11 protein-coding genes and 1 pseudogene are annotated in these 11,966 nt (G+C 69.9%); 6 read left to right on the top strand and 6 right to left on the bottom strand.

All coding sequences use genetic code 11. The annotated features are described in order from the left end of the window. Positions 1 to 14 precede the first annotated feature (14 nt). The 3 genes from G4D86_RS03830 to G4D86_RS03820 are packed head-to-tail and all read right to left on the bottom strand — an operon-like array spanning position 15 to position 2,710. Complete coding sequence (locus tag G4D86_RS03830) at positions 15 to 833, bottom strand: hypothetical protein (protein WP_163989501.1); 819 nt, start codon at positions 831 to 833, stop codon at positions 15 to 17. 10 nt (positions 834 to 843) lie between these two features. Next, on the bottom strand, positions 844 to 1,209 hold the full coding sequence (locus G4D86_RS03825; protein ID WP_163989500.1) for a response regulator: 366 nt from the start codon (positions 1,207 to 1,209) through the stop codon (positions 844 to 846). 28 nt (positions 1,210 to 1,237) lie between these two features. Continuing rightward, positions 1,238 to 2,710, bottom strand: a complete 1,473-nt coding sequence (locus G4D86_RS03820; protein ID WP_163989499.1) for an ATPase domain-containing protein — start codon at positions 2,708 to 2,710, stop codon at positions 1,238 to 1,240. 187 nt (positions 2,711 to 2,897) lie between these two features. Between G4D86_RS03820 and G4D86_RS03815 the strand changes: the two genes are divergently transcribed. The 3 genes from G4D86_RS03815 (at position 2,898) to G4D86_RS03805 (ending at position 5,945) form a co-directional block, all read left to right on the top strand. Continuing rightward, the gene (locus G4D86_RS03815) at positions 2,898 to 4,478 is read left to right on the top strand and encodes a PAS domain-containing sensor histidine kinase (RefSeq protein WP_163989498.1); all 1,581 of its coding nucleotides are present in this window, start codon (positions 2,898 to 2,900) and stop codon (positions 4,476 to 4,478) included. A 170-nt stretch (positions 4,479 to 4,648) separates the two neighbouring features. Beyond that, positions 4,649 to 5,341 (top strand): hypothetical protein, encoded by a 693-nt coding sequence (locus tag G4D86_RS03810; RefSeq protein ID WP_163989497.1) that lies wholly within the window; start codon positions 4,649 to 4,651, stop codon positions 5,339 to 5,341. Positions 5,342 to 5,396: 55 nt separating this feature from the next. Then, entirely contained in the window at positions 5,397 to 5,945 is a 549-nt protein-coding gene (locus G4D86_RS03805) for a hypothetical protein (protein WP_163989496.1), read from the top strand. Between the two features lie 17 nt (positions 5,946 to 5,962). Here the strand turns inward: G4D86_RS03805 and G4D86_RS03800 are convergent, their stop codons facing one another. Further along, positions 5,963 to 7,255, bottom strand: a complete 1,293-nt coding sequence (locus G4D86_RS03800; RefSeq protein ID WP_163989495.1) for a DUF2075 domain-containing protein — start codon at positions 7,253 to 7,255, stop codon at positions 5,963 to 5,965. A gap of 12 nt (positions 7,256 to 7,267) precedes the next feature. Continuing rightward, complete coding sequence (locus G4D86_RS03795; protein WP_240360024.1) at positions 7,268 to 8,008, bottom strand: hypothetical protein; 741 nt, start codon at positions 8,006 to 8,008, stop codon at positions 7,268 to 7,270. Between the two features lie 839 nt (positions 8,009 to 8,847). On the opposite strand from G4D86_RS03795, the gene G4D86_RS52560 reads away from it, so the two are divergent. Continuing rightward, the gene (locus tag G4D86_RS52560) at positions 8,848 to 9,000 is read left to right on the top strand and encodes a hypothetical protein (RefSeq protein WP_163991615.1); all 153 of its coding nucleotides are present in this window, start codon (positions 8,848 to 8,850) and stop codon (positions 8,998 to 9,000) included. 20 nt (positions 9,001 to 9,020) lie between these two features. On the opposite strand, the pseudogene G4D86_RS54245 reads toward G4D86_RS52560, so the two are convergent. After that, a pseudogene (locus G4D86_RS54245) lies at positions 9,021 to 9,143 on the bottom strand (helix-turn-helix domain-containing protein); the annotation flags it as partial. An 828-nt stretch (positions 9,144 to 9,971) separates the two neighbouring features. Between G4D86_RS54245 and G4D86_RS03785 the strand changes: the two are divergent. Further along, the gene (locus tag G4D86_RS03785; RefSeq protein WP_163989492.1) at positions 9,972 to 11,315 is read left to right on the top strand and encodes a short-chain fatty acid transporter; all 1,344 of its coding nucleotides are present in this window, start codon (positions 9,972 to 9,974) and stop codon (positions 11,313 to 11,315) included. A 99-nt stretch (positions 11,316 to 11,414) separates the two neighbouring features. Beyond that, positions 11,415 to 11,921, top strand: coding sequence for a hypothetical protein (locus G4D86_RS03780; protein ID WP_163989491.1), 507 nt, complete (start codon positions 11,415 to 11,417; stop codon positions 11,919 to 11,921). Positions 11,922 to 11,966 lie beyond the last annotated feature (45 nt).

Genomic DNA, 11,966 nt, shown 5'->3' with positions numbered 1-11,966 from the left:
CGGCGCCCGGTGACTCAGTGACGCACGCGCGGGGCGGGGGCGCGCACGCGCACCTCCATCTGCGCCTCGCCCGCCACCACGGTGCTGAGCACCTCCTGCTGGGCGGGGGACAGCCGCGCCACGGCGCGCAGGGCGGCCACCAGCAGCACCGCCTCCATGGGGTTGGGCACGCTGATGCCGTCCGGCCCCGTCTTCAGCGGCATGGGCAGGCGGGGCACGCGCCCCGCGGCGGAGAGCGCCTCCACCGCGTACACGGGGGACGTGTCCAGCGTGACGGCGATGGCGGGCAGCTGCGTGGCCGCGTCACCCTGGCCGCGCGCCTGCATCTCCATCAGCATCTGCAGCGCGCCGGGCTTGTAGTACAGCGCCAGCCCCGCGCGGCCGTCCCCGGTGTGGAACACGCAGCCCTCGAAGGTGTGCGTCAGCGGCCCTGAGACCGCCACCTCGAAGGGCTGGCTGTCGTCCCAGTGCGTCCACGGCCTCGCCTCCCAGTACTCGGTGGAGGCCTGCACGAAGAGCAGGGCCTTGTCCGAGCCGAGCCCGGACAACCCGCGCTGGCCCCACGCGAGGAAGGTGGCGATGGCCGCGCGCGACGAGAGCGCCGCCTGGGGCGGCTCCTCCACCTCCACGCCGAGTGCGGCGCCCGCCTCCGCCAGGGCCGGCTCGCAGCGCACGTCCTCGGCGTCCACTCCGTCCAGCAGCGCCCGCATTCCCGTCTCGTCGTCCGCCTCGAAGACGGGCGCGGACGGCTCGCCCGTGTCGGAGATGCGCAGGTAGACCTGGGTGGTGCCCTGGCTGAGGGGCACGGGGCCGAGCTTGAGCAGGTAGAGCATGGGGGGCCTTTCAGAGCCGCCGCGAGTCCAGGGCCTTGCGGACCTGATGCATGAGCGCGTTGATGTCGAAGGGTTTCTGGAGGAAGGGGACGTCCGGGTACAGGCGGCGCAGGGCCGACACGTCCACCGCGCTCATGCCCAGCAACGCCACGCCCTGGAAGGCCGGCTCGGCGCGGATGCGCCCGATGAGGGCCGGGCCGTCCAGCACCGGCATCATCCAGTCGGTGAGGACGAGGTCGGGACGAAGCTCCGCCATCCGCTCCAGCGCTTCGCGGCCATGGGAGGCCGTCACGACGCGGTAGCCCTCCTCACGCAGGAGGTCCGCCAGGGCCTCGAGGATGCCCTGCTCGTCATCCACCACCAGGACCGTCTCCATACGGGCGGCGCTACTCCTCGCGGTTTGTTCAGGAATGGCCACCGCCCGGATGCCGGGCAAGGCCTGTCAGCAGGGTGTCCACGTTGACGCTGAAGGGGGGCAGCACCTCGATGCCCTGTCGGGAGATGACGAACTCCCTGAGGGTAGGGTCGTAGTCGGTGTCTCGGAGCTTGAAGATGGACAGCAGCCTGCGCAGCCGCCCTTCGAGCTCGACGTGTCGCAGGAAGAAGAGGTTCTCCGCCACCGCGGAAGGGCCCGTCTCCAGCGGCACGTCCAGCACCGAACCGAAGAGCCGGGGCGTCTCCAGGCCGAAGAGGGTGGTGGTGCCCTCACAGCGCAACTCCTGGGTGAGCGCGGCGAAGAACGACGCCATCCGCGACGACTCCGGCGTGGACTGGCTCATCGCGCTCAGCCCGTCCACGAAGACGCGCTTCACCTTGCGCCTGCGCACGTCCTCCAGAAGCTGGTCCGCCAGCACGTCGAGGATGCACTCCGCGGGCGGCTGCCAGATGAGATTCAAACGCCCATCCGCCACCGCCCCCTTGAGGTCGATGCCCGCGGACGCCACCTTGTTGAGCAGGCGGTTGGGCGGCTCGTAGAAGCCCATGTAGAGGCACGGCTCGCCCTGCCTCAGTCCCTCGGCGAGCAGGCTGCTGCCCATCATCGTCTTGCCCACGCCCGGCGGGCCGAGCACGAGCGTGGTGGAGCCCGCCGCCAGCCCCTCCGGGAAGAGCGCGTCCAGGGAGTGGATGCCGAAGTGGATGCGGTGCGCGCCCGGGTCCGGCGGCGGCGAGCGGCGCACGCGCGCCTCCAGGCGCGGGAAGACTTCCAGGCCCGCGCTGGTGACGCGGAAGTTGTGGACGCCCGCCAGCGTGGGGCTGCCGCGGAACTTGCGAATCTGGAGTTCGCGCCACGAGCGCACACCGGCGGTGCGCTCGCGCAGCTCCAGGATGCCGTCCACCATGGTGTACTCGGGGTGGACGGTGGGGCCGTCGCTGGTGAGCATCAGCGAGGTGAAGCGCGCCAGGCCCGCGGCGACCTGCAGCTCGTGGATGAACTTCTTGAAGTCGCGGTTGCTGCCGGCCGCCTCCTGCGCCTGCACCAGCCCGTCCAGCACGAGGATGCTGGCGTTGTGGGTGCGCACCTCGCGCCGCAGCAGCTCCAGCAGCCCCGGCAGCCCCTGCTCCTCCAACGTGCGGAAGCCGCTGACGTAGTAGACGCCCTCGGGCAGCAGCGCGGGGTCGAAGAAGGCCATGTCGCGCATGTTCGCGAGCATGCGCGAGTGGGACTCGGCCAGCAGCGTCACGTAGAGGCAGCGGGCGCCCCCGCGCGCCTGGTGGTAGCAGAGCTGGTTGGCGAGGAGCGTCTTCCCCGCGCCGGGCTCGCCCACGACGATGTAGACGCCAGACGGAACGAGGCCGCCGCCCAGCACGGAGTCGAGCCCTGGCACACCCGTGGACACACGCGCATCCGCTCGCGCGGGCTGCTCGGAAGAGGACATGATGCCCGCTCATACCGTAAAACGCCCCCGCCGCGCCGTCCTATTGAGGCCGAAACGTCGACCACCGGCGGGCGTGCGTGGACCGCGCGCTCCGCTGGTCGCCTGGGGCTCGGGGCGGCGCCCGTGAAACGAGGCCATGCGGCGCCTGCCTCACCGATGGAATGTTGGTGCATGGAGGACGCGTGCCATGGCGGACATCCAGCCAGACCCGGCGGGCCCCCCTGCGTCAGGTCCCCCGGACGGCCACGAGACGGCGCGGGAGCTGTCCCGGGCCTGGCGTGAGCACGAGGAGCTCATCGACAGCATCGACGGCATCGTCTGGGAGGCCGACCCGTCCTTCCGCTTCACGCTCGTGAGCAAGCAGGCGGAGCGGCTGCTCGGGTACCCGGTGCAGCGTTGGTACGAGGACCCGGGCTTCTGGGTGGAGCACCTGCACCCGGATGACCGGGAGTGGGCGGCGTCCTACTGCCGCGAAGCGGCGGAGCAGTGCCTGCCCCACGAGTTCGAGTACCGGATGCTGGCGGCCGACGGGCACGTCGTCTGGCTGAGGGACCTCGTCACGGTGCTGACCGGCGCGGACGGGCGGCCCGAGCGGCTGCGCGGCATCATGGTGGACGTCACCGCGCAGCGCGGGACGAAGGAGCACCTGGAGCGCACGGTGGCGCTGCTGGAGGCCACGCTCGAGTCGACGGCGGACGGGGTGCTGGTGGTGGGGCTCGACGGCCGCATCCGGGCCTGCAACCGCCGGTTCCATCAAATCTGGGGGCTGGACCCGGCGCAGGTGGGCGCGCGGGACGCGCCGCTGCTCCGGGAGGTGCAAGGCAAGCTGAAGGACCCGGAAGCCTTCATGGCGCGCGTGCAGGCGCTGTATGACACCCCGGGGGAGGAGAGCTTCGACATCGTCGAACTGCGCGACGGGAGGACCCTGGAGCGCTACTCGCTGCCTCAGCGGCAGCGCGGCGTCATCACCGGCCGCGTCTGGAGCTTCCGGGACATCTCCGCGCGCGTGCGGGCGGAGCGGGAGCGCGAGCAACTCCTACGCGACGCGCACGAGGCCATCCAGGTGCGCGACGACTTCCTCTCCATCGCCTCGCACGAGCTGAAGACGCCGCTGACGCCGCTGCGGCTGAACCTCCAGTTGCTGAAGCAGGCGCTGGAGTCGGGCCAGTCCGTCACGCCCGGGCGCGTGGACAAGGCGCTGGGACAGGTGCGCCGGCTTTCGGCGCTGGTGAATGACCTGCTGGACGCGTCCTGCGTGGGCGCGGGGCGGATGGAGCTGCAGCGCATGCCCATGTCGCTGCCGGAGGTGGTGGGCGAGGTGTTCTCCGACTTCCGCGCGGCCAGCGATGCGCAGCACCCGCTCACGTACGAGGGCCCCGAGGAGGACGTGCTCATCCAGGGGGACCGGGGCCGGCTGTCGCAGGTGCTGACGAACCTGCTGGAGAACGCGCTGAAGTACAGCCCGCTGGGCGGGGCGGTGCGCGTGTCGCTCACCCACTCCGGAGGGGACGCCGTCGTGACGGTGGCGGACTCGGGCATCGGCATTCCGAAGGAGGAGCAGGCGCACCTCTTCGAGCGCTTCTTCCGTGCGCGCAACGCGCCGGTGTCGGGCTTCGGAGGGCTGGGGCTGGGGCTCTACATCTGCCGCGACATCATCGAGCGGCACGGCGGGCACATCTGGGTGGAGAGCGAGCTGGGGCACGGCTCCACGTTCCACGTCTCCCTGCCGGAGCTGGCCACGCGCATGCAGCAGGAGGAGCGCGTCTGAAGCAGGCCGCCCGGAGAGCGCCTGACGTGTCCGGGCCTGTGAGCACGCGGTGAGACACGGAGGCGGGCCTGCGGGCGCCCGGTGTCGACGGGCGGCTCGGACCGGGAGGTGGTGTCCGGCGCCTGGCGCATGCCTACCGTGAGACAGGGCACACGGCATGGGAGGAAGACATGGTCCAGGCGGGTGGGCATCGGGTCCTCGCGGGACTGCTGGGCGCGGTCCTGCTGGGGCTGGGGGGCTGTAGCTCGGGGCGGGCCAGCACGAAGGTGGACGAGGCGTGGCTGGCACGCGTGCCTCCGGCGGAGATGGAGCCGGTACACAAGGCGCGAATCACCCAGAACAAGGCGGTGGACGAGACGACGCGCGCCCGGGTGTCGCTGGAGGACGCCAAGAGCGCGCTGGAGGTGGCGAAGACCGACGAGAAGGCCACGAAAGCGCGCCGGGAAGCGGAAGAAAAGGCGCTGCTGGCGGCGCGGGAAACAGCCCAGGCCAACGACATCACCCGGGCGCAGCAGGGGCTGAGGGACGCGGACCTGGAGCACCGGGCGGCCCAGGCCGAAGTCGAATTCCGCGAGCAGGTGGTGGCGACGCGGGAGGCGATGGAGAAGATGCGGGCACGCGAGCTGGCGGTGGCGGACGCGGAGCTGGCGCAGACGGAGTACCAGGCGCTCCTCCGCAGCGGCGACGTCCGGGCCAAGGAGCTCGACGGCAAGGCCTTCGAGGACAAGCTGGCGAAGGCGCGGAGCGAGGCGCGGGAGACTCAAAATGAGGTGGATGCACTGCTCCAGGCCCAGCGGCAATCGCAGGCAAGGTGGCAGCAGCTGGACTCGCAGGTGAAGGCCTACGGCGGTAGCGGGCGCTGAGCGGCGGGACGCGGGCCTCGAATGGAAGAGCAGGTGGCATAGGCTCATCCGGCCCATGCTGCCTTCCGAAGAAGTCGAAGCGCTGCGACGTGAACTGGCCTTTCTCGCGGGTGACGCGGACGGAGAGGCGACCCTGGACAGGGTGCTGGGCCGCGTGGTGGAGGCGACACGAGACGCCAACGGCGAGCGCACCCTGCGGTTCGAGTCCCCGAACGAGGAGGGCGAGACGTTGACGTGGACCCTCCTCCCGCCGAGCGAGCATATCGACCGGCGAGTGCCGCCCACGCTGAGGCGCATCCTGGAGCGCTGCGGAGGCTCGTGGATGGGAGAGCCCGGAACGGCGGACGCCCTCGTGTTGCATGACGGCTTCTCGGGGACGTTGGACGCCCTGGGGAGGGACCTGGGGCTGGACGCGGAGCGGGACGGCTTTGAATACGCGCCCGAGCTGTGCGCGCCCATCGACGTCGGGCTCGGCCGCGTCTACGTCTTCCACCCCGTCACCGGCGAGCTGCGTCACTTCGACCAGGACGGAGGGCTGGAGCCCGAGGACGTCGGCGACGTGGGCTCGTGTTTCCTCTCCCTCATCGAAGCCGAGCTGGGGTGAGGGGCACTTGGCCCGGCTCAGGCCACGCTCATCGCACGCTGGCTCTTGAGGAGCGCCTCGACGTGGGCGCGCGTCTCCGCGTCGAGAAAGAAGACCTGGGTCCCCCGCATGCCGCGCGTGAGCAGCACCCGGTAGATGTTCCGCAACTTCGTCACGGGGTCCTCGCCGCTCTGGCGGAGGTCTCGCTTGAAGGTCCGGTCCTTGTTCTTCGTGACGTTCGCCACCCAGCGGTCCGTGCGCCAGACGAGGTCCTCGCCCCAGACGACGCCCACGTAATCGAACTCGAAGCCCTGCACCGAGTAGATGGAGCCGACCTGCTCGTAGTAACGGTCCTCGTTGGCCCACCGGTAGTACTGGTTCTCCAGCGGCTTGCGGCCCTGCCCCGTCTTCTCGATCCAGGGAGCGCTCCACCTGCCGAAGCGCTCGTCCTTCACGTCGTGCACCAGCCGGTCCGGCCCCAGGGGTTCCGACCAGGGCCAGCAATACCCCGCGACGAGCCGGCAGCGATACCCCTGGTTCCTTCGCGCGCGAAGCCGCTGGTCCATCCGGGCCATGTCCTGCTCGACGCCAAGCGAATAGGCGCCACTGTCCTTCCACGCGAGGTCGGCATGGGGGCGGAAGCCCATGAGCGCATCCACCCAACGGACATAGCTCTCGCTTCCGCCGCAACGAAATTGAAGGTCCAGCTCCAGCTCCACGAGCCGCACCCCCAGTCGCTTCGCTGCATCCCGCACGACCAACGAGTGGCCGATTTCCCCGGCACGCACCGCCTGATTGTCGTCGAGGAAGAACGCGGTGACGCGGCTGGCGCGGATGACTTCTTCAATCATCGGCGTTTCCGACAGGTGGCGGATCTTCCCATTCGGATACTTCAATCGGCGGAAGTCCCAGAGCCGGTGGGCCTCGTCGGCCACCACGAGATCCAGCACGTCCGCCTCGCGAGAGCCGGCCTTTGCGACGTCCGAGAAGGTGCAGAAGAGCTGGTCGACGGGCAGCTCCTTCTTGAAGCGCACCCCCTGGAGCCGCTTGTGGAGGTCCGCCGAGAACGCGAGCGTCTTCCCCTGGAGGTTCGTCTGGAAGGCCTGTGAGCCCGTGGCATGGACCACGCGCCAGTGCTTGCTGGCGCCATGCGCCAGGAGCTGGAGGGCCAGCACGCTCTTGCCCGTGCCCGGGCCGCCCTTCACCAGCACCACCGTTCGCGTCCCGTTCGCACGCCCCTCTTCCACGGCAGTGACGATGCGCAGGTAGGCCTGGCGCTGGACATCCAGCAGCCGCCACTCGAACTCGCCGTGGATGGTCTGCACGACCATGTCGAGGAGCTTCTACGAGGGCTGCGGCCGTCCGGTGGCAATGAGGGTCGCGGCCCGCGTCCCCTCTCCATGTCCGAGCTGGTCGTGAATCCATTCCGCGAAGCGGCGGTGCTCCCGCTTCACGAAGAGCGGGTACTGAAGGAAGAGGTCCCCGAATGCATCAGGGTCCCTCAGCAGGCTGATGGACCGGGCGTCCTCCATTCCGTGCATCCAGACACATCCACTGAGGTGGACCCCCTCCTGCACGAAGGCCGAGTGGTAGTAGCGGAGGAAGCCGACATAGTCCCGCACCTGGGCCGACGGATGCGCGCGGCTGTCGTGTACGACCGAGACTTCTTCGCGCCAGGGCGACTTGCCAACGGTCGTCCACTGCTTCAACTCCACGACGACCGCGGCGGGCTCTCCGTCGAGGTTTCGCCCTGTCAGGAGCGCATCACAGCGGCGGCCGCGGATGGGCATCCACAGCTCGACGAAGATTTCCGAGCGACGCAGCCGCTCATCTCGGAGCACCTCGGCCAGCGCGGGAAGGGACTTCTTCCATGAGGCGAGCTCGCCGTCCGAAGGCAGTTCCCCCTCGAGCACGTTGAAGCGAGTGGCCAGCATCTCGGGCAGGCCACCAGCGTCCAGTTCATCCAGGAACCGGGGAACGGGCGCGCGGTATAGGTGCTGCGTGCCCGAGGCCGAGTACGGCTCGTGTCCGCTGTCGGCGACCTCCAGCGGCAGTTCCACCCCCGCCTGCCCCTCGACGCCCATGAGGGGCACCGCCCCGGATGAGGATTCCGTCGGTTGCTTCGGAGGACGCTTGCGTCTGCCTGCCACGGATGACTCTCCTGCCAGAGCCTGCGGGCCTGGGAGCCGCCGACTCCGGCGTGCCCATGAAACCCGCGCGTTCCTGCCATGAGAGGGATTGCGCGGCCTGGTTGTCAGGACATGATAGCCTATGGGCGTGCCCGACGCGCAAACGGCAAGCCACGACTCCTCCGGGCGAAAACCGAGACACTGAGTGAAACGGCAGTCGTGGTGAACACCGCCGGTTGGGACGAGCCACGCTGGTGGACCCTGGAGCCAGACCCGCCTCCGATGCTCGCAAGGCCTCGCCCTTCGAGCCCGGCCCCGTCCGCGAGGTCTCGACTGCTCTGATTGAGTCGGACGTCGGTGAGTCCAGTCGCGTGGAGGCAAGAGCCAACACGGAGCGTTCGGGTGGCAGAGCGTCCGACCCCGTTGCGCCTGCCGAAGGAGTGCCGCACTGGGGACCACTGGAGTCTTCAGCTCGCCCCAGCGACTCCGGTTGAGCGACGCCAGGAGGAGTGCCGCCTCCACGAGGCCTACCAGAGTCTTCCGTCTTCGCCAGCGCGCGCCAGAGCGTCTGGGCGGAGGCGAAGACGTCGTCCTCGGACACCGGCTCATGTCGCTCGGCCCACCCACGCACTACTTCGGTCAGCGTCCCCCAGACGAGCACCTCGCCCGCTCGGGCGCAGCCCGGCACCAGCGCACCTTCCTGCTCCCCCTGAAGGAGGACTTCGCGCACCAGGGCCCGGGCCGCACTGCCGGGTTGCTGCCGCCCAGACGTCTCCGGGTACCGGTGCAGGAAGGTGAAGCAGAAGGGGCCCGGCAGCGCGAACGCCCAGTTCACCAGGCTGTACCAGAAGGTGAAGAACGCCTCGCGGAAGTCTATCTCCGCGGCCGCACGCAGCTCCGCGGAGGGAGTCCATTCCGCCGAGCGGCAGAAGTCGTCCTCGCTGTAGGCCTGCGCCGCCTGGGCGAAGGCCTCCTTGCTGCCGTAGCGTCGGTACAAGGAGCCCACCGACATGCGCGCCACCCGGGCCAGTTCCTCCGCCGGCACGTGGTCGTAGCCGCGCAGCCCCAGCACCTCCGCCACGTCGAACATCATCCCGCCGTGGTGCAGTTCTAGCAGCCCCATCCCCCGTCCCCTTCCCCCACCCCGCCGGGCGGACCCTCACGCGGAAGGAACGTTCCTTCCGCCAATACCTTCTACCGGAGGGGACTGACATGGTCTGGACGGGGACGGCCCACCTCCTCGGTAGGCGTGCCTGTGCGGCCGGGGCCGGCATTCCGCACAGCTCGCGTGCACAGCGCGGCAGCACGTTCTCAGAATTCAAACCGGCGCATCGTCCACCTGGCAGGGTCGGCGCTGGCGCGCGTGCAATGGCGCTGGCGCCCATGCCCGGAGCCGTGCCCCCAGCTCGCGGCGTTGGCACTGGCGCGCGGACGCTGACTCCGGCGCCCGTGCACAGACACTGGCCCGCCAGCTCGCGGCGTCGGCACTGGCGCGCGGACGCCGCCTCCGGCGTCCTTGCACAAACATTGGCCCGCCAGCTCTCGGCGTCGGCAGTGGCGCGCGGACGCTGACTCCGGCGCCCATGCCTGGAGCCGTGCCCCACCAGCTCGCGGCGTCGCCAGTGGCGCGCGGACGCTGACTCCGGCGCCCCTGCCTGGAGCCGTGCCCCACCAGCTCGCGGCGTCGCCAGTGGCGCGCGGACGCTGACTCCGGCGCCCCTGCACAGAGCAATGGCCCGCCATCCCCGCGGCCCGAGCCATCCGGGCCTGACCATGTCCTGGATGAACCACCCATGATGGGCATGGGCCCGGTTTCGTGGTGCCCTCCGAATCCACACCCACCGCAGAAGACCCGGAGTGTAGAACTGCCCTCACCTGCCCATTCCCGGGACGGGTACCGCACAGGAGCGTCCGCCGCGTGGAGACCCTCGTCCGCATCGCAGAAGGACTCGGCCGCTTCTCCGCGCGCTTCGTGCCCAGCGCCTTCGCCATCGCCGTCCTGCTCAGCCTGCTCACCATGGGCCTCGCGATGGGCTGGGCGGGCGCGGCACCTCCGAAGGTCCTCGACGCGTGGGGCGGCGGCTTCTGGGAGTTGCTGACCTTCTCCATGCAGATGGCGCTGGTGATGTTCACCGGCTACCTGCTGGCCCTCACCCGCCCGGTGCGCATGCTGCTCGAGCGCGTGGCGGGGCTCGCGCGCACGCCCCGCGGCACGGTGGCGCTGATGGCCTTCGTCTCCATGGCGCTGGCGTACATCAACTGGGGCCTGTCCCTGGTGGCCAGCGCCATGCTGGTGCGCTTCATGGCGCGCCGCCGGCCGGACGTGGACTACCGGCTGCTCGTCGCGTGCGCGTACTTCGGCCTCGGCGCCACGTGGCACGCGGGCCTGTCCGCCTCCGCGCCGCTGCTCGTCGCCACGCCCGGCCACTTCCTGGAGAAGAGCATCGGCGTGCTGCCCATCGACAGGACGCTCTTCTCACCGTTCAACGTGGGCCTCACCGTCGTCGTCGTGGCCGGGCTGACGCTCCTGGCGTGGGCGCTCCACCCGAAGCCGGAGAACGTGGTGCGGGTGGACCCGGCGGTGCTGGAGAAGCTCGGAGACTTCGTCCCGCCCGAGCGTCCGAAGGAGACGAGCCCCGCCCTATGGATGGACCACTCGCGGCTGCTCAACCTCATCTTCGGCGGCCTCGGCCTGCTGTGGCTGGGGCGTCACCTGTGGATGAACGGCGGCTGGCGCGCGCTCAACCTCAACGTGGTGAACTTCACCTTCCTCATCCTGGCGGTGCTGCTGCACGGCACGCCCGCGCGGCTGCTGAAGGCCAGCGAGGAGGCCGCCGGCGTGCTGCACGGCATCGTCCTCCAGTTCCCGCTGTACGCCGGCATCTACGGCATCTTCAAGGCCACCGGCCTGACGGACCAGATTGGCGAGCTGTTCGTGTCGCTCTCCACCCGCGAGACGTTCCCCGCCATCGTCTACCTCTACAGCGGCGTGGTGAACTACTTCGTCCCGTCCGGCGGCTCCAAGTGGGCCATCGAGGCGCCCTACCTGCTGGACGCGGCGAAGACGCTGGGCGTGGCGCCGGAAAAGGTGGTGCTCGCGTACGCCTGGGGCGACATGGCCACCGACCTCATCCAGCCCTTCTGGGCGCTGCCGCTGCTGGGCGTGGCGCGCTTGGAGTTCAAGGACATCCTCGGCTTCCTCCTGGTGGCCTTCCTGGCCTACCTGCCGCTGGTGACGCTGGCCTTCTTCCTCTTCGGGTGAGGCACGGGCGCACACGGGCTGTTCCGTGCTAGACAGCGGGCAGACAGGCAGGCCCGGGAGGCAGGCCCGTCACCAACACAAACGAGGGGACCCCGAGACATGAAGAAGATGCTGACCCGGAGCGTGGTGTGCGCGGTGCTGGGAATGTCGTCGCTGGCCATGGCGCAGGACGCCGCCGAGGCGCCCGCCAAGGAGCCCGCGAAGGTGCCGAGCGCGGACGCGATTCGCGACACCTGGAACTACTTCTACAAGGGCCAGGGCCAGGGGCCGGTGCTGGTGGAGGCCAAGCTGTGCACCGAGGTGGCCAAGGAAGGTGCCAACAAGTTCGAGTGCACCGCCGAGGTCGGCGCCGACGGCATCAAGGCCGGCACCACCGTCATGCTGTGGCAGGCCTACCTGGTGCCGCAGGGTGACTCCATCGAGGACATCATGGTGCAGACGAAGCAGGGCAACGTCGTGCGCGAGACCAAGGACGTGAAGGTCAAGGGCGACGGCTGGCGCGCCCGTCAGTGGACCGGCGTGCGGCTGAACAAGCCGGGCAACTGGACGGTGGTGGTGATGCGCGGCGACCAGGTCCTCAAGGAAGTCCAGGTCAAGGTCAACTGAAGCGCGAAGCACCCTGAAGTCCACGACGCCCGCTCCGAGCCCGAG

It is taken from the genome of Pyxidicoccus caerfyrddinensis, assembly GCF_010894405.1.
In the GTDB taxonomy this organism is placed as follows: domain Bacteria; phylum Myxococcota; class Myxococcia; order Myxococcales; family Myxococcaceae; genus Myxococcus; species Myxococcus caerfyrddinensis.
Note: the sequence above shows the minus strand (reverse complement) of the source record. Positions and strands in the feature narration are given on the sequence as shown.